General features: G+C 51.3%; 16 protein-coding genes. 11 read left to right on the top strand and 5 right to left on the bottom strand.

Annotation, left to right across the window (positions count from 1 at the left end; all coding sequences use genetic code 11):
* The first annotated feature begins 252 nt into the window (after positions 1 to 252).
* Positions 253 to 1,626: an MFS transporter gene (locus RSA72_RS04145; protein ID WP_332622620.1), complete on the top strand. Its 1,374-nt coding sequence runs from the start codon at positions 253 to 255 to the stop codon at positions 1,624 to 1,626.
* Between the two features lie 130 nt (positions 1,627 to 1,756).
* Positions 1,757 to 3,034, top strand: a complete 1,278-nt coding sequence (locus tag RSA72_RS04140) for a DcaP family trimeric outer membrane transporter (protein ID WP_332622619.1) — start codon at positions 1,757 to 1,759, stop codon at positions 3,032 to 3,034.
* A gap of 40 nt (positions 3,035 to 3,074) precedes the next feature.
* On the opposite strand, the gene RSA72_RS04135 is transcribed toward RSA72_RS04140, so the two are convergent.
* Positions 3,075 to 4,487 (bottom strand): aminotransferase-like domain-containing protein, encoded by a 1,413-nt coding sequence (locus RSA72_RS04135; protein WP_332622618.1) that lies wholly within the window; start codon positions 4,485 to 4,487, stop codon positions 3,075 to 3,077.
* Between the two features lie 187 nt (positions 4,488 to 4,674).
* Between RSA72_RS04135 and RSA72_RS04130 the strand changes: the two genes are divergently transcribed.
* The 4 genes from RSA72_RS04130 (at position 4,675) to plsB (ending at position 10,199) form a co-directional block, all read left to right on the top strand.
* On the top strand, positions 4,675 to 4,836 hold the full coding sequence (locus RSA72_RS04130; RefSeq protein ID WP_332622617.1) for a hypothetical protein: 162 nt from the start codon (positions 4,675 to 4,677) through the stop codon (positions 4,834 to 4,836).
* Between the two features lie 290 nt (positions 4,837 to 5,126).
* Positions 5,127 to 6,761: a long-chain-fatty-acid--CoA ligase gene (locus RSA72_RS04125; protein ID WP_332622616.1), complete on the top strand. Its 1,635-nt coding sequence runs from the start codon at positions 5,127 to 5,129 to the stop codon at positions 6,759 to 6,761.
* Positions 6,762 to 6,986: 225 nt separating this feature from the next.
* On the top strand, positions 6,987 to 7,874 hold the full coding sequence (locus RSA72_RS04120) for a DMT family transporter (protein WP_332622615.1): 888 nt from the start codon (positions 6,987 to 6,989) through the stop codon (positions 7,872 to 7,874).
* Between the two features lie 153 nt (positions 7,875 to 8,027).
* The gene (gene plsB, locus RSA72_RS04115; protein WP_332632788.1) at positions 8,028 to 10,199 is read left to right on the top strand and encodes a glycerol-3-phosphate 1-O-acyltransferase PlsB; all 2,172 of its coding nucleotides are present in this window, start codon (positions 8,028 to 8,030) and stop codon (positions 10,197 to 10,199) included.
* Between the two features lie 121 nt (positions 10,200 to 10,320).
* Here plsB and RSA72_RS04110 read toward each other — a convergent pair whose 3' ends face one another.
* Complete coding sequence (locus RSA72_RS04110; RefSeq protein WP_332622005.1) at positions 10,321 to 10,989, bottom strand: epoxyqueuosine reductase QueH; 669 nt, start codon at positions 10,987 to 10,989, stop codon at positions 10,321 to 10,323.
* A gap of 351 nt (positions 10,990 to 11,340) precedes the next feature.
* A complete protein-coding gene (locus RSA72_RS04105; protein WP_332622004.1) occupies positions 11,341 to 12,150 on the bottom strand; it encodes an undecaprenyl-diphosphate phosphatase in 810 nt (269 codons plus the stop codon).
* 303 nt (positions 12,151 to 12,453) lie between these two features.
* On the opposite strand from RSA72_RS04105, the gene kdpA reads away from it, so the two are divergent.
* From kdpA to RSA72_RS04080, 5 genes are all read left to right on the top strand, one after another.
* On the top strand, positions 12,454 to 14,178 hold the full coding sequence (gene kdpA, locus RSA72_RS04100) for a potassium-transporting ATPase subunit KdpA (protein WP_332622002.1): 1,725 nt from the start codon (positions 12,454 to 12,456) through the stop codon (positions 14,176 to 14,178).
* A 13-nt stretch (positions 14,179 to 14,191) separates the two neighbouring features.
* Positions 14,192 to 16,258 (top strand): potassium-transporting ATPase subunit KdpB, encoded by a 2,067-nt coding sequence (kdpB, locus tag RSA72_RS04095; protein WP_332622001.1) that lies wholly within the window; start codon positions 14,192 to 14,194, stop codon positions 16,256 to 16,258.
* 10 nt (positions 16,259 to 16,268) lie between these two features.
* Positions 16,269 to 16,868: a potassium-transporting ATPase subunit KdpC gene (gene kdpC, locus RSA72_RS04090; RefSeq protein WP_332621999.1), complete on the top strand. Its 600-nt coding sequence runs from the start codon at positions 16,269 to 16,271 to the stop codon at positions 16,866 to 16,868.
* Positions 16,869 to 17,083: 215 nt separating this feature from the next.
* Positions 17,084 to 19,741 (top strand): sensor histidine kinase KdpD, encoded by a 2,658-nt coding sequence (locus RSA72_RS04085; RefSeq protein ID WP_332621998.1) that lies wholly within the window; start codon positions 17,084 to 17,086, stop codon positions 19,739 to 19,741.
* 9 nt (positions 19,742 to 19,750) lie between these two features.
* Positions 19,751 to 20,476, top strand: a complete 726-nt coding sequence (locus tag RSA72_RS04080) for a response regulator (RefSeq protein ID WP_332621996.1) — start codon at positions 19,751 to 19,753, stop codon at positions 20,474 to 20,476.
* Between the two features lie 28 nt (positions 20,477 to 20,504).
* Here RSA72_RS04080 and RSA72_RS04075 read toward each other — a convergent pair whose 3' ends face one another.
* Together RSA72_RS04075 and RSA72_RS04070 are read right to left on the bottom strand one after the other, a co-directional pair.
* Positions 20,505 to 20,657 (bottom strand): hypothetical protein, encoded by a 153-nt coding sequence (locus RSA72_RS04075; RefSeq protein ID WP_332621995.1) that lies wholly within the window; start codon positions 20,655 to 20,657, stop codon positions 20,505 to 20,507.
* A 54-nt stretch (positions 20,658 to 20,711) separates the two neighbouring features.
* On the bottom strand, positions 20,712 to 22,274 hold the full coding sequence (locus RSA72_RS04070) for a sensor domain-containing diguanylate cyclase (protein WP_443098279.1): 1,563 nt from the start codon (positions 22,272 to 22,274) through the stop codon (positions 20,712 to 20,714).
* Between the last annotated feature and the right edge of the window lie 943 nt (positions 22,275 to 23,217).

Genomic DNA, 23,217 nt, shown 5'->3' with positions numbered 1-23,217 from the left:
CAGCTGAAGCAGATTCAGAACCCTATTTTGAGTTTGCTTTTTTTGCCGGCCGTCCATGCCATGCGGCTGCCCTGCGCGATTTAAGCGCGCCGCGCTTTTCCATTTTATGTCTTTAATCCATTGTTTATTCTTAATTATTTTCTTAAAACGACTTTAAAGGTATAAATTTAGAGCTAATCGGTTTTGGACATCAAAAAGCCTTTGCCTCATTGTTCCTGAAAATTAGGAACATTCACAAGCAGGAGGCGCACCGTGAATACAGAACAAATCAATATCAACTCAGTTGTTGATGAAGCCAAGTTTACGCCATTCCATTGGGGCGTATTAATCTGGTGCCTGATGATCATTATCTTTGACGGCTATGATTTAGTGATTTATGGCGTGGCATTGCCGCTGCTGATGCAGGAATGGGCGCTGTCCGCAGTTCAGGCCGGCCTGCTGGCCAGCACCGCATTATTCGGCATGATGTTCGGCGCAATGTCTTTCGGCACGCTGTCTGACAAACTGGGCCGCAAAAAAACCATCATGATTTGCGTGGCGATCTTCAGCGGATTCACCTTTTTGGGCGCATTTGCGTCTGCACCTGCCGAATTCGGCATTTTGCGCTTTTTAGCCGGCTTAGGCATAGGCGGGGTAATGCCCAATGTTGTTGCACTGATGACCGAATACGCGCCGAAACGCAGCCGCAGCACTTTAGTCGCGCTCATGTTCAGCGGCTACGCCATCGGCGGCATGGCCTCCGCCTTGCTGGGCGCATGGCTGGTGGCGGATTACGGCTGGAAGATCATGTTCTATCTTGCCGGTATTCCATTTCTTGCGCTGCCGCTGATTTGGAAGTTTTTGCCAGAGTCGCTGATGTTCCTGACCAAAAAAGGCCAGACTGAACAGGTGCGCAGCATCGTGCAGAAAATTGCGCCGGAACAGCCGATATCTGCGCAGACTCAGTTTAAGCTGAACGAGCCGGCGGCCGGCGATGAGGCGCCATTGAAAGCCTTATTTCAGCAAGGCCGCACCTTCAGCACAGCCATGTTCTGGGTGGCGTTTTTCATGTGCCTGCTGATGGTCTATGCCTTGGGAAGCTGGCTGCCGAAATTGATGATTCAAGCCGGCTATTCACTCGGCGCAAGCATGCTGTTCCTGTTCGCCCTGAATATCGGCGGCATGGCGGGTGCCATTGGCGGCGGCGTGCTGGCGGACAAGTTCCATTTAAAGCCGGTGCTCAGCATCATGTTTACGGTCGGCGCCATCGCTTTGGTGCTGCTGGGCTTCAACAGTCCGCAGTTTGTACTGTACAGCTTAATTGCGGTTGCAGGCGCAGCCACCATCGGCTCACAGATTCTGCTGTATACCTTTGTTGCGCAGTTCTATCCGGCAGCAGTGCGCTCTACCGGCATGGGCTGGGCATCAGGCATTGGCCGGATCGGCGCAATCGTCGGGCCGGTTTTAACCGGGGCATTATTGACGCTTGAACTGCCGCACCAAATGAACTTCCTTGCGATTGCGATTCCTGGCGCCATTGCAGCCATTGCAGTATGTATGGTAAACCTAAACGCTTCGGTTGAGGGCGCGAAAGCGCATCAGGCGCCAATTGAAAAAAGCGGCGCCATGGAGAAAACCCTCAGCTGAATGGACTTTAAAATAAGCCTGCAGTTCTTATGCAGCGCATAAGAACTGTGGAAAATTCACGATAAAATTGAAAATTTGAAAAAGGAAAGGGCGTGAGCCCGGCAATGAGGTCAGGATGAACACTCAACACATGAACTATATAATCAAACCGCTGGCATTGGCCTGCATATTTGCCGCTCCGGCATGGACTTTCGCTGGATCTGCCACGGAGGCTGAAATTGCGCAATTGCGTCAGGAAGTGAAAGCGCTGAAGGAAATGGTGCTGCAGTCCGCCCAGCAGCAGGATGCCATTCAGATGCAGTCAAGCGCTGCCATGCAAGCGGCAGCCAATCCGCAGCCGGCCATTAAGGCCGAGGGGCTTGCGCTGAAAACCAAAGGCGGCGCGGAATTCAGCTTATACGGCAATGTCCGGGGGGACGCATCCTATCAGTCCAAAGGCGGCAGCGCATCGCGCCTGTATAACCAGATCAGCACCGTGCCTTTGGGGGGCAGCGCTGACAGTTCAGACCAGCTGAAATCGACACTGGCTGCCACACGCCTGGGCCTGGACTTTAAAACAGCAACGCAGGCCGGCGATGTCGGCGGCAAGGTTGAAATGGACTTTTTGGGCGCAAATGATACCTTGCGCATCCGCCATGCCTATTTGACCTACGGCAGCTGGCTGCTGGGCCAAACCTGGTCTAACTTTGCGCCGCCGGACTATATGCCGGAAACCATTGACGCCTTCGGTTATGTCGGCGGTTCCATCAAGCGCACGCCGCAAGTGCGCTACAGCCATAAGTTCAGCCCAGAAACCAATCTGGTGCTGGCTGCTGAAGACCCGAAAGACGGCAGCTCCACGCTGCGCTTGCCGGCTTTGACGGCGCGCCTGAATCATCAGTTCTCCAATACTTTGGCGGTCAGCGCGCGCGCGATGGGCACTGAGAAAAAAACCGATGCCGACACGCAAACTGCCTGGGGGCTGGGTTTGGGCGCCAAATGGAACCTCAGTGATAAAACCATGCTGAAAGCTGACTATTACCATGTCAAAGGCGACAGCAGCTTTGTCTTATGGACCAACCCGGGCTTCGTGACCAATGCCAATAACGACATTATTGCCACTAATGTCTTTGATTCGATCACCATTGGCCTGACCCAGCAGTTCAGCCCGCAGTGGCGCGGAACAGCAGGCTACGGCTACATGAAGGCGGATGAAAATAACGCCTATATTAATGCCTTTGCAGATAAGACTAAAATTAACAAAGACTTATGGCAGGCGTGGGCCAACGTATTTTACAGCCCGGTTAAGCCGGTCAGCTTAGGGCTTGAATATGTCTATGGCGAGCGTGAAGCATTCAGCGCTGCGGCCAACGGAAGCACCACCGGCGAAGAAAACCGCATCAGCGCTGTCGCGCAGTACAATTTCTAACGCTTAATCAGCGCCATTCAAAGCCTGACCGCTTATGCGGTCAGGCTTTTTCTTTGCACTGCGCAACGCACGCACATAATTTCAGCATGGCGCTTTCAATGTCCGCATTCCATTCATAGGAGCAGTTCAGGCGGATAAAATTCTGCGCAATATTTTCCGGACGGAACAACAGGCTGGGCGCAACGCCGATTTTCTCGGCCAGCATCTGCTGATGCACCGCAAAGCTGTCGCACTGATCCGGCAGTTTCAGCCAAAGGAAATAGCCACTGGAGTAGCAATAAATTTCGCTTTCGGCAGGTAAATGCTGCTTTAAAAATTGATGAAACTTTTTCTTGTGTTTTTCCAGCTGCTTGCGCAGATGGCGCAAATGCTTTTCATAATGATGATGCGATAAAAAATCCACCAGCGCATTTTGAATCAGGGGGCTGGCGGACAGCGTGCTCATCAGCTGCAGATGCTGAATTGCGTCTGAAAAAGGCCCGGCATGCACCCAGCCGATGCGCGTTCCCATGCCCAGCGTTTTAGAAAATGAGGAACAGTGCAGCACCCGGCGGTGCTGATCAAAATAAGTCATCGGCAGAGGCCTTTGCCCGCCGTAACTAAGCTCCTGATAGACATCATCTTCAATTAGATGCACCTGATATTCATGCAGCAGCCCGGCAATGCGCTGCTTTATGGCATTGCTGACGGTAAAGCCAATCGGGTTCTGCGCATTCAGCATCAGCCAGCAGACTTTAATCGGGTACTGCTTGAGCGCCTGTTCAAACGATTCAAGATCAAAACCCAGCTGCGGATGTTCAGGAATGCTGATCACCTGCAGCCCTAAGCGTTCGGCTGCCTGCCATGCGCCGTAAAATACGCTTTGCTGCAGCAGGATAAAGTCGCCGGGCCGGGTCAAGGCCTGCAGGGAAAGATTCAGCGCCTCTAAAGCGCCGGATGTAATGACAATATCATCCGGTGTGCATTGCACTCCTTGCAGCACATAGCGGTTGGCAATGATTGTCCGCAGCGCCAGATTCCCGGGCGGCATATTGTCATTGTTTAAATAGCTGTGCTTACGCTTGGCATGCTGCGCCAGCAGCTGCATGAATTTCTGGTTATACAGCAGTTCAGGATTAGGAAAGGCGGAACCGAAAGGCAGAATTCCGTCAGTCTGAATTGACTTTAAATAATGAAATACCGCCGAGTTGATCTGCACCGCTTTATTCAGGCTGACTTCCGGAACGTGCGCAGGCAGGGCCTTATTCCGCTCGGCCACATAGTAGCCGGATTTGCCTTTCGCATAGAGCAAGCCCTGCGCTTCCAGTTCCTGATAGGCATTCAGCACGGTAATCAGGCTGTAGCCTGACAGCTGCGTCTGCTCGCGCAATGACGGCAATTTTTCATGCGCTTGCCATGAGCCATTTTCAATGAGCTGGCGGATATTCTGCGCCAGCAGTTCCGACTTGTACATATGCGCTGCGCATTCCGGCTGTATCTATAAGCTGTGCTATATTAATATATTTTGAGTCAAAACTATAACAGTTGCGGCTTTTTATGCCTGATCTGTTATATTTTTTTAGCTGAATTCTGTATCTACTGTTTGCGCTATGCCTTTCAGATAATAAACACAGACTCCTAAAAGCCAGCAGGTGAATGTGATGAAACAGGAAAATCAGGACAGCAAAGCCCCGAAATACGCAGACAGCAGCCTTTCTGATAAAGCTTTTAAAAACATGCTCTTGTGGTTTTCTTTATACGCAGGGCTATTCTGCATTGGCGTAATTGTCGCCATCAATGCAGATAAAATAAATATGGGCTGAACGCCGCCGGCCGGCAGGGCTGCCGCTGCGCTTTCCTTACCGCTCAGCATGCGCTAAGCGGTTTTTTTGCGCCGTGCATTTTTTCTTTTCTAGAGCATTTCCGTCCTTGCCGCATACAGCAGATCCGGCATTTGCTACTGAATAAAACAGTAGAAAAAGCCTCAGTTCTAGGTTAAAACAGATACACAGCATTGATGTATGCAGCTTTATACATCCGCAAATAACAAGACGGCAGCAAAAATGGCCAGTTTGGCTGAAAAAATGGAAAAAAAGCATAAGGAGAGTACAGGATGCTTGGCAATATGATGTTTCAGCCTTTATTAATCAGCAGCATGATTGAACACGCGGGACGCTATCACGCAGACAGTCCGGTGATTTCCAAAAATACTGATTTAAGCATCACCGAAACCACATGGGGCAAAGTGCATGAAAACAGCAAGCGTTTTGCCAATGCCTTGCAGGCTCTAGGCGCGCAGTTCGGCGACCGCATTGCAACCATTGCATGGAATAACCACCGCCATCTGGAGTCATGGTACGCGATTTCAGGCAGCGGCATGGTCTGCCATACCATCAACCCGCGCTTACTCCCGGAACAGCTGGTGTTTATTATCAATGACGCGGCCGATAAAGCGCTGCTGTTTGATAAAACCTTTTTGCCGCTGATTAAAGCCGTGAAGCCCATGCTGAAAAGCGTCGAGCATTATATTTGCCTGGATGCGCCGGATGCCGCCGTTGCGGAACAGCTGCCGGACGTTAAATTTTACGATGAGCTGATTGCGCAGCAGCCGGCTGCTTTTGAATGGCCAGTATTTGATGAACAGACAGCCAGCTCTTTATGCTACACCTCAGGCACAACAGGCAATCCCAAGGGCGTGCTGTACAGCCACCGCTCCACCGTTTTGCACAGCTATGCCATTTGCCTGCCGGATTCACTGAATGTTTCCGCGCGCGACATTATGATGCCCGTTGTGCCGATGTTTCATGTCAATGCATGGGGCACGCCGTATGCGGCGGCGATGACCGGCTGCACCCTGGTGCTGCCGGGGCCGGGGCCGGGGCTGGACGGCGCCAGCCTGGCGGATATGATTGATACTTTCCAGGTGTCGGTGGCTTTAGGCGTGCCGACCATCTGGCAGGGGCTGATTAACGCAGCGCAGCAGTCAGGCTCAAAGCTTGACAGCTTAAAGCGCAATGTCGTTGGCGGCTCAGCCTGTCCGCCCGCCATGCTGAAAACCTTTAAAGAGCAGTTTGGCTGTGAAACCATTCATGCCTGGGGCATGACGGAAACCAGCCCGCTCGGCTCCGCCTGCCAGTTCAAAGCCAAGCATCAGCATCTATCGGATGCAGAGCAGCTGCAGATCCGCCTGTCGCAAGGCCGGCCGCCATTCGGCGTTGACCTGCGCATTACAGATGAGGAAAAAGGCACGCATGAACTGGGGCGCGATGGCCAGACTTCAGGCAATTTGCAAATCAAGGGCCACTGGATTATCAGCAATTACTTCGGCAAAGCCGCGTCAGCCTTAACTGCTGACGGCTGGTTTGATACCGGCGACATTGCCACCCTGAATGAAGACGGCTTCTTAAAAATCAGAGACCGCTCCAAAGACCTGATTAAGTCCGGCGGCGAATGGATTTCCTCGGTCGAGCTGGAAAATTTAGCCATGGGCCATCCTAAAATTGCCATGGCTGCGGTCATCGCCGCAGTTCATCCGAAATGGGATGAGCGCCCGGTGCTGATTGCGGTGAAGAAGCCTGAAGCAGAACTGTCTGAAGCTGAAATTTTAGACTACTATGCCGATAAAGTCGCGAAATGGCAGATTCCGGACAAAGTAATTTTTGTTGACAGCATTCCCTTAAGCGGCACCGGAAAAATGCTGAAAAAAGACCTGCGCGAGCTGTACGGCAATGCGCTGCTGGAAAGCTGAGCGCAATAACTTCAGGCACGCAGGCAAAGGCCGGTTCAACTTTTGAATCGGCCTTTTTGCTGGAGGCAGGCAGCAGCGCAGAACTTAAGGCTAATTGCACATTCATAAAAAATGCTTGGCTGAAGCATAACGATTAAGATGCCTTAAACCGCTTAATCTGCTCGAAAAATTTGAATAAAAAGCGTAGATTAAGCATCTCATCATCTGCAGTTTTTTGGATTGGCCATGTTCTCAAGCTGGATTCTTTTTACGCTCATGGCGGCCTTCATGCAGTCATGGCGCAATGCATTTCAGAAACAGCTGAGCGCCACAGTCGATGTCTACGGCGTGACGCTGGCGCGCTTTCTTTTTGCTCTGCCGTTTGCGCTGCTGTACATCACCTGGCTGTATCATCAGCAGGACATTCCTGTAAAAGTGCAGTTCACGGATAAATTCTGGCTGTATGTGGTGATTGCCGGTTCAAGCCAGATTTTAGCCACCATTCTGATGGTGCTGCTGTTCAAGCAGAAAAACTACGCGATAGGCGTGGGGCTGGCCAAAAGTGAAGCGATTTTAGCCGCGCTGGTTGGCGTAATGCTGCTGCAGGAGCACTTAACGCTTCTTGGCTGGGCCGGAGTCGCCATTGGCGCCGCCGCCGTGTTTTTATTAAGCAAAGGCGGACAGCTGCAGCAGCTGTCGCTGCCGACACTGGCGATTGGAATCGGCAGCGGGCTAAGCTTTGCCATTACTTCACTGCTGGTGCGGGAAGCCAGTCTGGAATTAACCCATTTGCCGTTTCTGCACCGGGCGGCCTGGGTGCTGCTGTGCGTGATTGCGTTTCAATGCATAACCATGCTGCTGTACCTGCTGATTTTCAGCCGCAAAACCCTGCAGGCCATGCGGCGCCGGATTGGCCTGACATTCAGAGTCAGCGTCTGCAGTTTTCTGGCATCTTTAGGCTGGTTTAGCGCCATGAGCATGCAGTCTGTAGCGATTGTAAAAACCTTGGGCCAAATCGAAATTTTATTCAGCCTGCTGATTTCAGCGTATTTTTTTAAAGAAAAACTGGCCCGTTCCGATCACTGGGGGCTGCTGCTGGTGGTTACCGCCGCCATTATGGTGATTTGGGCCTAAGCGCAGCCTTAAGAAATATCAGCAAAGGCCTGCATGCGCCAGACTGCAGGCTGGACAAAAAATATATGGATAAATAATTTATCTCCCATTCAGCTTCAACTGCAGGTATTATTTCGATCATAATATCTGTATAGAAAAACTGTTGAGAGACACATGGCAACGAATGCTTATCAAAATTTTTACAGAAAATTCACAAAGAAAGTTTTAGATAAAATTGTCAGCCCGCAGGTTTTGGGCGATACGCAGGTTCTGGAAAGCAAATTAAATATTGAAAATCCTGATCGGCATCCTATCTGCTACGTCATTCAGGATGACTCAACCTCAAATAAAGTGCTGATTGATAATGAAACGGAAAAGCGCCATTTAAGCTCAGCTTTTGCGCCTTTGAGCTTTGGCGCTTATCAGGAGGATGATTCTTTCCTGACCCTCGAAGCCAGCAAAAAAAACGCCTCTTCGTTCTATCCGGATAAGCTGATCCGCCTGGTGGAGCATTTGCTCAGGCATCCCGAGGCCGATGTGCTCTTGGTGCCGGTGACTGTGCTGTGGGGGCGCGCGCCGGAAAATGAAGACAGCTGGTATAAGGCGCTGATGGCGGATGCATGGACCAAGCCGACAGGCATCAAGCAGGCGTTAAACATTACGCTGTACGGCCGTGAAAACTTCATTGAGTTTCATCAGGCGGTTTCGCTGCGCCAGCTGATTCAGACCGCAACGGAAGTGACGCCGAACTTTTCTCCGGCGCACTATGTTGTCACTGAACTGAATACTTTATTCAACCAGTATAAAGAAGCGATTTTAGGGCCGGACTTGTCAGACCGGCGCAACGTCATCAACAAGCTGATGATGACCGATGCGGTGAAAGAGGCGATTTTAACCGAGAGCATTCATAAAAAAATCAGCATCAGCGAAGCGGAAAATCTGGCGAAAAGCTATCTGGATGAAATTGTTTCAGACTTTTCCTATTCAACCATCCGCTTTGCCGACATTGCCTTAACCAAGCTTTGGACACAGCTGTATGACGGCATTGAAGTGCATAATTTTGACATGGTGCGCGAACTGTCCAAAGACTATGAGCTGGTTTATACGCCGTGCCACCGCAGCCATATTGACTACCTGCTGCTGTCCTTTGTGATTCACCGGCGCGGCTTGATGGTGCCGCATATTGCAGCCGGCATTAACCTGAACCTGCCGGCAGTCGGGCAGATCATGCGCGGCGCAGGGGCGTACTTTATCCGCCGCAGCTTCAGCGGCAATGCCCTGTACACGGCGGTATTCAAGGAGTATGTGCACAGCCTGCTCAGCCGCAATACGCCTTTGGAATACTTTGTTGAGGGCGGGCGATCGCGCACCGGCCTGCTGCTGCCTGCGAAAAAAGGCATGCTGGCTATGACCATTCAGAGCCATTTGCGCGGCAACAGCAAGCCGATTGCCTTTATTCCGACTTATTTCGGCTATGAAAAGCTGCTGGAAGGCGCTTCGTATATCAAAGAATTGGGCGGCCAAAAGAAGCAGGCGGAATCCTTATTCGGCTTGCTGAAATCCATTCAGAAAATTGAAAAAGTCTTTGGCATGGTGCATGTCAACTTTGGCGAGCCGGTATTTCTGGATGACCTGCTCAAGCAGAATCATGCGCCGGAACATGTCGGGCTGCATGAGGAATTGCCGGCTGCCGTCAAGGAAACGGTCAGCGCGGTGGCGGAAGATATTCTGGAAAATATCAATAAAGCCGTGGTGATTAACCCGGTCAGCTTAATTTCACTGGTGCTGCTGAATGCGCCAACCCATTCGCTGGCTGAACGTGATGTGCTGCAGCGCCTGGAGCAGTTCCGCAGTTTCTTAAAGCAGAACCGCTATGATGCGCGCATGCAGATCACCGGCTTGTCCAGTCATGAAATTATTCAATATGCAGTGAAGCTGAAGCAGATTGAATTTATTGAACATGATAATGAGCGCTGGGTGAAAGTCTGTGAAACGCAGGACGCTTTGCTCAAATACTTCAGCAATAATATTCTGCATACCTTTATTTTAGCAGCCTTGGTTGCGCATCTGCTGCAAGCGCAGCTGGCGGAGGGCAATGCTGAAATTGACGCCGCTGAGCTGAAATCGCAGGCCCTGCAGGCGTATCCAGAGCTTAAAAAGCAGTTTTTCTTAAAATGGCCGGAAGCTGAACTGCCCGCAGAAATTGACCGCGCGCTTGCCTATTTTGAAGCGGAGCAGGCTGTGCAGCTTCAGGAGCAGCGCATTTACGTGACTGCTGCGGATGAGCATTTGAAGCTTCTGGCGGCTTTTGCGGATTTGTATGCGCTGAACCTAAAGGCGGCATAGCATTTTAATTTAAGCTTGCTGTTAAAGATGGCAGCAAGCTTAGCGTTTTATGCAAGTGCGTATGCGCCATCTGCAGGATTGATTTGAGGCAAGTCATACAGGTCATAAAATCAGGCCTGTATTAGGACGGGTCTTCATCCATCGCATTAGAATAGAACTTCACCCCGAGCTTAATCCGGTCGCGCCCATTGCCCATGCGCCAGCGGTTGGTGTCGCGCAGCGAATAGACGCAGCCGCAGTATTCCTGCTGATAGAATTCTTCCCGCTTGCTGATTTCAATCATGCGGTGCGCGCCGCCGCTTTTGCGCCAGTTGTAGTCCCAATACTGAATATCCGGATAATGCGCAGCTGACCGCAGGCCGCAGCCGTTAATCTGCTTCATGTCTTTCCAGCGGGAAATGCCCAATGAGCTGCTGATTAAGCTGAAGCCGTGCTCATGGGCGTATAAAGCCGTGCGCTCAAAGCGCATGTCAAAACACATGGTGCAGCGGATGCCTTTTTCAGGCTCATTTTCCATGCCTTTAGCGCGCTCAAACCAGTTGTCGGTATCATAATCGCAGTCAATAAAGGGAATATTATGCTTCTCGGCAAAGCGGATGTTTTCTTCCTTGCGGATCAGATACTCTTTGACCGGATGAATATTCGGATTATAAAAAAAGATTGAGAAGTCGATGCTGGAATGAATTAATGCTTCCATCACCTCGCCGGAACAGGGCGCGCAGCATGAATGCAGCAGCAGTTTATCGTGCCCTTTCGGCAGGCTTAAGGTTTGGCGCGCAATGTCGGTCATCAGGTCTCTTAAAGCAGTTGCAGTGCCGGCATTTTAAGTTTTAAAGCAGATAAAATATTGATGAATAAGATGAATTATTCTTAGCTTGGCGTGAATGGAATTCATGTTGTTTAAAAGTAAATAGAAAACAATGGTTTAATTAATTTTGGATTGGAGTGCGCGGAGCTGAATGGCTTGCGCCGTACATTGCATGCAGGCTTCTGCGCTGAAGCTGAACTATTTTGAAGGCTTTTGAAAAAATTTAGGATGAGGGGGGAAATAAACCTCTCCCTAGCCCTCTCCTTGAAAAGGAGAGGGAATTTCCATTGTGAATTAAATATTACTTAAAAAATGAATGATGAAAGAAGTTGATTATCTTAAGAAATAAAATATAAACAGCAGGATGCTTCCCAGAACAATTCTGTACCAGGCAAAGACCCTTAAGGTGTGCTTCTCTACAAATTTGACCAATGCTTTCACCACAAAAAACGCCGCGATGAATGCCGCCACAAATCCTACGGAAATATTCAGCAGATTGTCCGCCGTGAGCACATCCGCATTGCGGAACAGGTCATAAGTCGCGGCGCCGAGCATGGTCGGCATGGCAAGGAAGAAGGAAAATTCGGTGGCGGCTTTCCTTGACAGGCCTGACAGCATGCCGCCGATAATGGTTGCGCCGGAGCGCGATGTGCCCGGAATCATCGCCGTGCATTGCGCCAGCCCCACAATAATCGCCTGCTTGATGCTGATATCCGTCGCTTCCAGCGTTTTCGGCACAGGCTGCCGGGCCTCAACCGCAAAAATAACCAGCCCGCCTAAAATTAAAGCGCATGCCACAACAATCGGGCTGAATAAAACCTGCTTAATGAAATCGACCGCTAAAATGCCGATAACAACCGCGGGAATAAACGCGATCAGCACATTCAGGGCAAAGCGCCGGGCATGCGCATCGCCGGAAAAAAAGCCTTTGACCAGGTGAATGATTTTCTGCCTATACAGCCAGCACACCGCCAATATGGCGCCAAGCTGAATGACCACTTCAAAAACGCGTCCGTCATCCGACTTGAAATCAATCAAGTGGCCGAAAAGAATCAGATGGCCGGTGCTTGAAATGGGCAGGAACTCGGTCAGCCCTTCAATGAAGCCCAGAAACAGCGCTTTAAACAGCTCTAAATTTTCCATAAATAAAACACGTTAAGGTGTGTAAAAATTAGGATCTTTTTTAACTGATTTCAGGAAAATTAGAAATAAAGAAATTTCTTTTTTTTACGGAAATTTTACGCGTGGCCCATGCAGTGAAATAGAGAGTTTACGGCCAATTTTCAGATACTGGACAGCGGAATATCCCCGATGTCTAGGATTGAAAAACATGGCTGCTATAGAAAGAGCCTCACTGTATGTTAAGCATTGCTCAAATTTAAAAAACTGCAAGACTCAAAATAACCCTCACTCAAATGCCGGCGCTTCTGTTTCAGGAGAACTGCCATGCTAGAGTTTATTCTGCTTTTGGCCATTGTGGTCATTCTGGCTTATCCATTAGGCAAATATCTGGCGGCTATCATGCAGAACCGCGAGATGAAAATTGACCCGCTGTTCAGCTGGATTGAAAAGCCGATTTACGCCGCTTTAGGCACCAATCCCAAGCAGGGCATGAATGTCAAAACCTATTCCCTCAGCTTCGTCTGCAGCTGCCTTGCCATTGGGCTGGCGACGTGGGTGCTGTTCATGGTGCAGGCATGGCTGCCGCTGAACCCCAATCAGGCGCCGAATATGTCATGGGACTTGGCGCTGCATACCATGATTTCATTTTTAACCAATACCAACCAGCAGCACTATTCGGGTCAGGCGCAGCTTTCCTATCTGTCGCAAATGGCCGGAATTGTGGGCCTGCAGATCATTACCCCGATGATGGGCCTGGCGATGGCGGTTGCCACCGTCCGCGCCTTGTTCTTTAAGCGCTCCAGCCCGCCTGCGGATTTCGCTCAGGCGCAAAGCTTCGCCAGTAAAGTCAAGCAGATCAATGTCGGAAACTATTGGGCGGATGTCATCCGGCCTGCATTCCGCTTCCTGCTGCCGCTGTGCCTGCTGTGGTCAGTCATGCTGACCAGCCAAGGCGTGCCGTCTACGTTTCAAGGCGGCCCTGAAGTGCAGGTGCTTGATCAGACCGCAGAACTGCAGACGCAAAAAATTCCCTTAGGCCCTGTTGCGCCGATGGTCGCCATTAAGCAGCTGGGAAGCAACGGCGGCGGCTGGTACGGCCCGAACAGCAGCGTGCCGCTGGAAAACCCGACACCGCTGTCGAATTTTCTGGAAATGCTGGCCATTCTGCTGATTCCTGTATCGGTAATTTTCATGCTGGGCTTCCTGACCAAGCGCCCGAAATTCGCCGGCCTCGTTTTCGGCTCCATGCTGCTGATGTCGCTCCTGTCTTCAACTGCAGCCGTTTGGTCTGAAAGCCTTTCTGCGGCCTCAGCCCAGCTGACAGCAATGGAAGGCAAGGAAGCCCGTTTCGGCGAGGCCACCTCAGCGGTATGGGCTGCGGTCACGACGCAGGTCAACAATGGCTCGGTCGACATGATGCATGATTCATCTGCGCCATTAACCGGCTTGGTGGCGCTGTCCAATATGCTGATCAATGCGATTTGGGGCGGCATCGGCTGCGGCTTGCTGCAATTCATTATCTATCTGTTTTTGGCCGTGTTTATTGCAGGCTTAATGACCGGGCGCACGCCTGAGCTGTTTGGCCGGAAAATTGAAGCGGGTGAAATCAAGCTGCTGGCTGCGGTGATCCTGATTCAGCCTGCAGTAATTCTTGGCCTGACCTCCATTGCGCTGTTTTTCCCTGAGCTGACCGGAAACAGCAATCCGCAATATCACGCAGTTTCTCAGGTGCTTTATGAATACGTTTCCGCATTTGCCAACAACGGTTCGGGCTTTGAAGGCTTGGCGGACAACACGGTTTGGTGGAATGTGACTTGCAGCCTTGCCTTGCTGTTAGGGCGCTTTCCAACGCTGATTATTCCATTGCTGATTGCGGCCCGTTTGGCGGCCAAGCGTCAGGCGCCGGAAAGCAGCGGCAGCCTGAAAGTTGAAACACCGACATTTGCCTTAACGCTTATTGCGATTGTGGTGATGCTGACCTTGCTGCAATTTATGCCGGTTCTGGTGCTCGGGCCAATTGCAGATCATTTGCTCTTGGCGAAAGGCTAAGGGGGGAAAAACGATGAATCATTCTATACATTCTAAAAACAGCAGCGCTGCAAATAAACCGGCGCACAGCGCTTCAAAGCCCGTATCGACTTGGCTGCAGGGCGAAGCGTGGAAAAACGCATTCATTAAGCTGCAGCCGCAGCATGCGGTCAAAAATCCGGTCATGGCGATCGTCTGGCTGGGTACGGTCATTACCTTGATCAGCACGGTTGCAGGGCAGGCCAATTTAGGCTTTGGCCTGTCTGTCAGCCTGATTCTGTTCATTACCGTGCTGTTTGCCAATTATGCTGAAGCCGTTGCTGAAGCGAAAGGCCGCGGGCAGGCGCTGTCATTGCGTCAGGCCCGTCAGAATCTGACCGCGCGGCGCTTAAGCTCTCAAAATGATCAGGAAGGTGTGCAGATCGCTGCGGCTGCCCTGAAAATGAATGACCTGATTGAAGTCCGCGCCGGCGAACTGATTCCAGCGGACGGCGAAATCATTCAAGGTTTTGCCACCATCAATGAAGCTGCCGTAACAGGAGAGTCGGCGCCTGTGCTGCGCGAAGCCGGAACGGATAAATCGGGCGTGATCGGCGGCACCAAGGTGCTGACTGACCGGATTATTGTGCAGGTGACGGCTGAATCCGGCAACAGCTTTCTTGACCGCATGATTGCGCTGGTTGAAGGCTCCAACCGCCAGAAAACGCCGAATGAAATTGCGCTTGGCATTTTACTGACGGTGATGACGGTGACGTTTATTGCTGTGGTGTTCAGCTTGCCGTTTATCGGGCATTTCCTGAATATCGAAATCAGCCCGATTGTGCTGGTGGCTCTGCTGGTCTGCCTGATTCCAACCACCATTGGCGGCCTGCTGCCGGCCATCGGCATCGCTGGGATGAACCGCGCCTTAAAAGCCAATGTCATTGCAAAATCAGGCAAAGCGGTTGAAGTGGCTGGAGATGTTGACGTGCTGCTGCTGGATAAAACCGGCACTATTACCTACGGCGACCGCCAGGCCACGGCGTTTTATCCGCTGGCCGGCGTGACGGACGCTGAACTGCGTCAGGCGGCGGTATTGACCTCGCTGGCTGATCCGACGCCGGAAGGCAAGTCTGTGCTGGCGCTGGCCAAAGAGCAGGGCGAAAAAGTCCTTGAGCCGGAGCAGGCTGAATTCATCGCCTTTAACGCCTCTGCGCGCATTTCCGGGATTAATCTGCCGGATGGACGGAAAGTCCGCAAGGGCGCGCTGGATGCCATTCTGAAATTTTCGGCACAATGCATTGAAAATCATAGTGAATTGAAAACCCGCGTGGCGCAGGTGGCGTCTAAGGGCGCAACGCCGCTGGTGGTTGCGCAAGATCAGAACATTTTAGGCGTGATTGAGCTTTCCGACGTGATTAAGCAGGGCATTAAGGAGAAATTCGCCCGGCTGCGCGAAATGGGCATTAAAACCGTGATGGTGACCGGAGATAATCCCTTAACCGCCGCCGCGATCGCTGCTGAAGCGGGAGTGGATGACTATATCGCTGAAGCGCGCCCTGAAGACAAGCTGGCCTGCATCCGCAAGGAACAGGATAAGGGGCATTTAGTCGCAATGGTCGGTGACGGCACCAATGATGCGCCGGCATTGGCTCAGGCGGATATCGGACTGGCGATGAATTCAGGGACGCAGGCGGCCAAGGAAGCCGGCAATATGGTGGATCTGGACTCAGACCCGACCAAACTGCTGGCGGTGGTGGAAATTGGCAAGCAGCAGCTGATTACCCGCGGCGCTTTGACCACCTTCTCGCTTGCCAACGATGTGTCTAAGTACTTTGCAATTTTGCCGGCTTTGTTTGTCGCCGCCATTCCGCAAATGGATGCTTTAAATGTGATGCAGCTGGGCAGTTCTGAAAGCGCGATTCTTTCCGCATTGATTTTCAATGCCGTCATTATCCCGCTGCTGATTCCGATTGCTTTGCGCGGCGTGAAATTCAAGCCTTCAACCTCAACCCAGCTGCTGCGCCGCAACATGCTGATTTACGGCGCCGGCGGCGTGCTGCTGCCCTTTGCAGCCATCAAAGCCATTGATTTAGTCATCAGCCAATTTATGATTGTCTAAGGTGTATGAAATGAATATTGAAAATAACCGGCTGATTCAGCCTTCTGCAGCCTCACTGGCCAGAGCGTCGCTTGGCTTGACAGCCGTTGCTTTGGGGCTGTGCGGTTTCCTCTACAGTTCCGCAGCGGCCGGCCTTGGGCAGATGCTGTTTCCAGATCAGGCCAATGGCAGCATGATTGTTGAAAATGATAGAATTTTAGGCTCAAGCTTAGTGGCGCAGCCCTTTGTGCAGGCCAAATATTTCCATCCGCGCCCATCGGCAGCCAATTATGATCCGATGGCCATGGCCGGCAGCAATCTGGCCAGAACCAATCCTGAGCTGCATAAAGCGGTTGAGGAGCGCCTGAACAGCATTGCTGCGCAAGAGCAGGTTGCCAAAGAGCAGATTCCTGCAGATTTAGTGACAGCGTCCGGCAGCGGCATTGATCCTGAAATCAGCGCGGCGGCTGCGCTGATTCAGGTGCGGCGCGTGGCTGAAGCAAGGCATCTGCCTGAGCAGGAGGTGCTGGATTTGGTGCAGCAGCAGACCATTCAGCCAGTCTGGGGTGTTTTAGGCAAGGCAAGGGTCAATGTGCTGGAGCTGAATCTGGCCTTGGACCGCATGCAGTAAACGCCTGCGCGCATTGCTCATCCCGCTGGGCCTATGCAGGGCTGGGTTTGGGCAATGCAGAATTTTCCGCCCGTTTCAGGCTGCTGAAACTGGCGGCTTGACAGGCAGCCAGCGCCGGCTGGGCTGAATTTGAGGGCATTTGCCTTCAGCTTCCAGTCCAGCCGGCTGCGGCGCATTGGAAATCGCTGTATGGATATCACCAAAATGAAGCTATTATGAGCGAAAACAGAAATAACAAAGCGGATGTGCTGCTGCAGCATACCCAGCGCTACCAGTCCGGGCGCTTGACCATATTTTTGGGCGCAGCGCCGGGCGTAGGCAAGACCTTTGCCATGCTGGCCCGGGCGCATGAGCTTTCCCTGCAGGGCAAGGACATTATCATCGGCTATGTTGAAACCCATGGCCGCGCGGAAACAGAAAACCTGCTTGCCGGCCTGCGCCTGATTCCCAGAAAAGTCATTGAATATCAGGGGCAGCATTTAGAAGAAATGGATTTGGATGCGGTGCTTGAGCAAAGGCCTGCAATTGTGCTGGTGGATGAATTCGCGCACACCAATATGCCGGGCAGCCGGCATGAAAAACGCTGGCAGGATATTAATGAACTGCTGGATGCCGGCATTGATGTCTTCACCACCATGAACATTCAGCATCTGGAAAGCCTGAATGATGTCATCCGGCAGATTACCGGCATCCGGGTTGCTGAAACCGTTCCAGACCGCGTTTTTGAGCGGATCCGCGATATCCGCCTGATTGACCTGCCCGTCAATGAGCTGCTGGAAAGGCTGGGACAGGGCAAAGTCTATATGCCTGAGCATGCGCAGCAGGCCTTGCAGTCGTTTTTCAGCGGCTCCAACTTAACTGCGCTGCGTGAGCTCGCCATGCAGACCGCAGCCAGCCACGTTGATGCCAATGTGCGGGAAAATTTCGCGGTGCAGGGACTTGCGCCCATACCGTTAAGAAATCATATTTTAATTCTGATTGATGGCCACGGCCATTCTGAAGCTTTGGTGCGGGCGGGCTGCCGCATTGCCGAAAACCGCCTGGCGAATTGGACTGTGGCGGCATTTTCCAATGACGCTGCGCTGCCGGAAAAAAGCGGCAGCGCAGCGCGCCGTGAAATAGAGCGGGCGCTGAATTTAACCCGCCAGCTGGGGGGCATGACGGAAACCCTGTACGGCAGGCAGCATGCCAAAGCGCTGTACAATTATGTGCTGGAGCGTGGCATTTCCACATTGGTTCTGGCGCAGGACCCTGAAAAGCCCCGCATATTCAGCTTAAAGCCCAGCCTGATTCAGCAGCTGCTGGGCTATCAGCCGAATTTTGAATTAAGCATCGTACCGATTGTTTTAGACAAGCCGTCGCTGCACCGCCTGCTGCAGAAAAGCGCGGTTTTAAACTTGCGGGAGCTGCGTTATGTTGCTGCCACAACCGTCATCAGTGTTGTTCTGGCCGGCTTAGGGGAAAAATACTTAGGCATTGAAGAACTGTCGATCATTTTCATTACTGCGGTGGTGTTTGTCGCATCGAAAACCCGGATGGCCGCCGCGGTATTTTCCGCAATTTTATTCTTCCTTGCCTATAATTTCTTTTTTATTCCCCCGCGCTTCACTTTTCAAATTTCAGCGCATCAGGGCGTTGTGACTGTCATCGCGTTTTTAGGGGCAGCGCTGATCGCCAGCCGCCTGGCGTCAAAACTCAGCGAGCAGGTCACTGCATTAAGGGCAGCCAACAGCTATAACAGCATCATGCAGGATTTAGGGCAGAAACTTTCCGCGGCTGTAGATTTAACTCAAATTCAGGAAATTGCCGTTAAATCTCTGGAACAGAACCTCAAAGCTGAAACTTGGCTGTATTTGCCGGAAGACCCGGCACAGCCGATGACTGACGGCAGCGCTGCGCTCAGCGGAAAAGAGCGGATATCGGCGGACTGGAGCTATAAAAACCTGCAGCCGTCCGGCCGCTTTACCCAGACGCTGACCGAAAGCGACTGGTGGTTTTTGCCGGTGCTGGCCTCCAAACAGTGCCTGGGCGTCATCGGGCTGAAATTTCCCGAGCATTTAAAGCTGCTGCAGACTGAACAGAAAAGGCTGGCGGAGGCGATGATTGAGTACATTGCGCAGGCGCTTTCGCGCGCGCAGCTGAGCAAAGCGCTGGAAATTGCCAATGTCAGTTCCGAAACGGAAAAGCTGCGCTCGGCCTTATTGTCCTCAGTTTCGCATGACTTGCGTTCCCCGCTGGCTTCAATGATTGGCGCGGCCGACACGCTGAGCAGCTACCGCCATGCGATGGATGAAAAGGATCAGGACAGCCTGCTGGAAGCCATCCGCTTGGAAGGCGAACGGCTGGACCGCTATATCCAGAACTTGCTGGATATGACCCGCTTAGGGCATGATGGGCTTAGCCTCAAGCGCGACTGGATTGGCGTGGATGAGCTGATCGGCTCAGCCGTGCGCCGCCTCAAGCGCTATATGCCGAAAGCGCAGGTCACGGTGCATCTGCCTGAAGCTGCGCCCAGCCTGTATGTGCATGCGGCCCTGATTGAGCAGGCGGTGTTCAATGTGCTGGAAAACGCGGCCAAGTTTTCTCCGGAGCATCTGCCTGTCACGGTTGATGTCGCCGAAATGGACAGCGCGCAGATCGAAATCGCCATCAGCGATCAGGGCCAGGGCATACCGGAAGATGAGCGCAGCCGCATCTTTGATATGTTCTATACCATGGAGCGCGGCGACCGCGGCCAGTACGGCACCGGCTTAGGGCTGACCATTGTTAAAGCCATTGTCGGCGCGCATATGGGGCAAATTTCCGCTTCTTCCGGAAAAAACGGCAAGGGAACATGCATCCGCATTGTTCTGCCTATTCAGCAAAACAGCTAAGGAAACCGCATGTCCGACCCAGCTTCTGTAAACGCCAGCGCCATGACCAATGTGCTGGTGATTGATGATGAACCGCAGATCCGCAAATTTCTGGATATCGCCCTGCGGGCGCAGGGCTACAAGGTTCTGCTGGCCGAAAATGGTGAAAAAGGCCTTGAGCTGCTGGCTTTGCAGGGGGCGGATCTGGTCATTCTGGATTTGGGGCTGCCGGATCTGGATGGAGCCGAAGTGCTGACGGAGCTGCGCATTTGGTCCCGCGTGCCAGTCATTGTCTTATCTGTCCGTTCAAATGAAGAAGAAAAAGTCAAGCTGCTGGATGCCGGCGCAAATGATTATGTCACCAAGCCTTTTAGCGTGCAGGAATTGATGGCGCGCATCCGCGCGCTGCTGCGCCAGCATCAGCATGCGGCTGTGGAATCGGCGGTTTTTGATGACGGCGCGCTGAAAATTGACTTCGCGCGGCGCCAGGTCTTTCTGCAGCAGCAGCTGATTGCATTAACCCGCAAGGAATACCAGCTGCTGAGCCTGCTGGCACTGCACAAAGGCCAGCTGATCACGCAGCCGCAGATTTTGAAGGATTTGTGGGGGCCGACGCATCAGGAAGATACGCATTATCTCAGAATTTTGGTTGCGAAACTGCGGAACAAGCTGAATGATGACGCCTTGCAGCCGAAATACATCATTACCGAGCCGGGGGTTGGCCTGCGCTTTCTGCCCTCAGCTGCCAGCGCATAACCTCAGGCTTTTCAGCTGAGCTGTTTCGTCAGTTCAGAACGCGGTAGGCGCTGAAAAGGCAGGTGATGAGCAGTGAAACAAGAATGTACAGCATATATTCGCTGCTTCCTGCGCCTGCTTCTTGCAGCCGGTAGCGGTGAATGATAAACAGCAGCGCAAATATGCCGATGATATACAGCATGGCCAATCCCTCAGTTTTGCATGCGGGCAGCGCGCAGGCGCTGAGTCAGGCCTGTCAGCGGATGCAGTTCCGCCCCTCATTTTTAGCCTGATACAGCCGGTTGTCTGCATGCTTGAATACTTCCTTAATGTGTTCGGAATCATGCGGCCAAAATGCGATGCCGATTGAAATGGTTACCGGAGGCAGGCCGTTGGTGGGGCTTTGCTCTACGGTTTTGCGCAGCCTTTCAGCAGCATTGAATACCGCGTCCCGGTCTGCTGTGCTCATCAGCACGGCAAATTCTTCACCGCCCATCCGGCAGCAGATATCATTATCTCTGAAATTGCTTTTCATATGGCCGGCTAAGTTTTTCAGTACCGCATCGCCCTGATCATGGCCGTAAGTGTCATTAACCCGCTTGAATAAATCGATGTCTATGAGCAGCACGGCAAATTCAGTCCGCATGGTCTGCAGCTCTTCCAAAAACAGCTGCATGCCGCGCCGGTTATGCAGCCCGGTAAGCGGGTCGGTGTTGATGTGCAGATTCAATTCGGAAATTTTATCTTTAAAGCGCTTAGAGCTGAACAGCAGCGCCGTGCGGAAGCGCATGACTTCAAAATACCACGGATCAATTGCCTGAATCTGCTGTTCAATTTCAGGCTTGGTCAGCATGCCGGCCATTTGCGCCAGCCCATGCAGCGGAGAGGAGATGTAGCGCGCAATCCTCCAGATCACCAGGAACATCATTAAATAAAAAACAAAAATTCCGACCGCAGCTTTGAAAATAATCGCATTCGCCTGTTCAAACAGCTCTTCGGTCGGCTGCTGCGCAACCACAATCCAGTTCACGCTGGGAATATAGGCAAAACCGGCCAAATTCTTAATGCCTTGGCTGTTGGTCAGCTGCACATTGCCTTGCTTCTGCAGCAGCATAAAATCAAGCCCATTATTATTCTTTATGGTTTCGCCAATCCGCTTTTTGTCCGGGTGATAGATAATCCTATTTTTCTGATCAATCACATACATATAGCTTTTTTTATAGGAATATGAGGTTGATAAAATCTCGCTGATGACATTTTTTTTATGCAGGTAAATTGAACCGGTGATCATGCCTAAATAATGCCTGTCCGGGCTGAAAACCGGCTGCGACATTAACACCAGCAGATTTTTGGAGGTGGCTTGATACGGCGGGGAAATATAGGTTTTTTTCAGCCTTAATGATTCAGTAATGCCCAGCGTTGTATAGGGGGTGGTGGTGCTCAGCTTTAAAGTTTTGGGTTCAAAACACTGCATCTGCGCAGCGCTGTCAATCACAGTCACCGAGTTAAAGTTATTGGACTGATATTTCAGGCGGTGCACTTCGCTCCGCAGCAGCTTTTTATCCGCAAAGTCCTGCCCGATAATCGCCGCGCTGTACTTCAGCTCCTGCAGCATATTCTCGAAATACTGATCCGTGCTTAAGGCAACTTTAGATGCATATTTTTGATTTACAGAAAGGGAGCTCTCAATCAATTGCGCTTTGATTAAATAATTCAATATAAAAATTGAGCTGATAAATAAGCAGGAAACACATAAAATTATTAAAATTAATATGAGCCTTTGCAGATCTAATTTCAATAATAAAGCAACCCGTTTCAAATGCTGCATTCTCCCATAAATTATCTTATTGGCTGAAGCCCAATAATGATGTTCGATTTATTTATAATGCAGGCAGCCGATGCAGCGCAGCAGTTTTTCCAGCAATATTAATATTTTGCAGAAGCAAAACAGATCCTCATTATTAACTCCATCAGCATATGAATATTAATCCAGCCGGCTGTTCAGGCTGAAACCCAGCAGCAGCTGAGGGCCATGCGGGCCAAGGTTTTGGGCATATTATGCGCAGAATTAATGCCTGCCTGAAACCTGAATTTATAATTAACCGCGAATATAAGTTTAGCTAAAGTTAATAAACCTATACTGTGCAGTTAACAGTTTCCAGCGCAATGAACCGGCTTGAAAAGCCCGATTATAAAAATGCGGCGGAATAAAGTAAATCCCCCTGCGCGGAGATTTACAATATATTCAGCCTGCGCCGGAATATACAGCCTGTGCTATTAAATCCATATATTTTTTATGTATTTATATGTATATACTGGATTGAAAGTTAATCCTTTTCCGCTGCTGTTTTGGATAATCCTGTCGCATTTATACTGCATTAGCTCGCCTGCATCACGCTTAAAATTCTAAAATGGCAATGCAAATTTTATGCCATGAAATCAGGAGGCCGCTGAAAGCAGCGTCCTGAATTTCCGCTTAATCCGTTCTTATTTTAAGCATTTTCCATAAATAGGCTGAAAACGCAGACAAAAGTTATCAACTGCGCAAAATCACTCTATAATACGGCCCATCACTGCTGGGGCCAGCCGCTGTGCGAACAGCATTCATGGCTCCGGCCGCTCCCTTTTTTAAGTCAATTTCTTATCCGCGATTCGGCTTATAGATCATATTTGAAATTTTATGTGTCCGTGCCGGCACATAAGACTATTTAGGTGCCTGCATGGAAATCAAGGTTAATTATCTCGACAACCTTCGACAAGAA

Source organism: Acinetobacter sp., assembly GCF_036659555.1.
GTDB lineage: Bacteria > Pseudomonadota > Gammaproteobacteria > Pseudomonadales > Moraxellaceae > Acinetobacter.
Note: the sequence above shows the minus strand (reverse complement) of the source record. Positions and strands in the feature narration are given on the sequence as shown.

Bases quoted from the DNA above. Each gene is read 5' to 3' on its own strand.
- RSA72_RS04085 (WP_332621998.1), top strand. From the start codon at position 17,084: ATGAGCGAAAACAGAAATAACAAAGCGGATGTGCTGCTGCAGCATACC.
- kdpC (WP_332621999.1), top strand. From the start codon at position 16,269: ATGAATATTGAAAATAACCGGCTGATTCAGCCTTCTGCAGCCTCACTG.
- RSA72_RS04075 (WP_332621995.1), bottom strand. From the start codon at position 20,657: ATGCTGTATATCATCGGCATATTTGCGCTGCTGTTTATCATTCACCGC.
- kdpA (WP_332622002.1), top strand. From the start codon at position 12,454: ATGCTAGAGTTTATTCTGCTTTTGGCCATTGTGGTCATTCTGGCTTAT.
- RSA72_RS04110 (WP_332622005.1), bottom strand. From the start codon at position 10,989: ATGACCGACATTGCGCGCCAAACCTTAAGCCTGCCGAAAGGGCACGAT.
- RSA72_RS04140 (WP_332622619.1), top strand. From the start codon at position 1,757: ATGAACTATATAATCAAACCGCTGGCATTGGCCTGCATATTTGCCGCT.
- RSA72_RS04125 (WP_332622616.1), top strand. From the start codon at position 5,127: ATGCTTGGCAATATGATGTTTCAGCCTTTATTAATCAGCAGCATGATT.
- plsB (WP_332632788.1), top strand. From the start codon at position 8,028: ATGGCAACGAATGCTTATCAAAATTTTTACAGAAAATTCACAAAGAAA.
- RSA72_RS04130 (WP_332622617.1), top strand. From the start codon at position 4,675: ATGAAACAGGAAAATCAGGACAGCAAAGCCCCGAAATACGCAGACAGC.
- RSA72_RS04080 (WP_332621996.1), top strand. From the start codon at position 19,751: ATGTCCGACCCAGCTTCTGTAAACGCCAGCGCCATGACCAATGTGCTG.
- RSA72_RS04135 (WP_332622618.1), bottom strand. From the start codon at position 4,487: ATGTACAAGTCGGAACTGCTGGCGCAGAATATCCGCCAGCTCATTGAA.
- RSA72_RS04120 (WP_332622615.1), top strand. From the start codon at position 6,987: ATGTTCTCAAGCTGGATTCTTTTTACGCTCATGGCGGCCTTCATGCAG.
- kdpB (WP_332622001.1), top strand. From the start codon at position 14,192: ATGAATCATTCTATACATTCTAAAAACAGCAGCGCTGCAAATAAACCG.
- RSA72_RS04105 (WP_332622004.1), bottom strand. From the start codon at position 12,150: ATGGAAAATTTAGAGCTGTTTAAAGCGCTGTTTCTGGGCTTCATTGAA.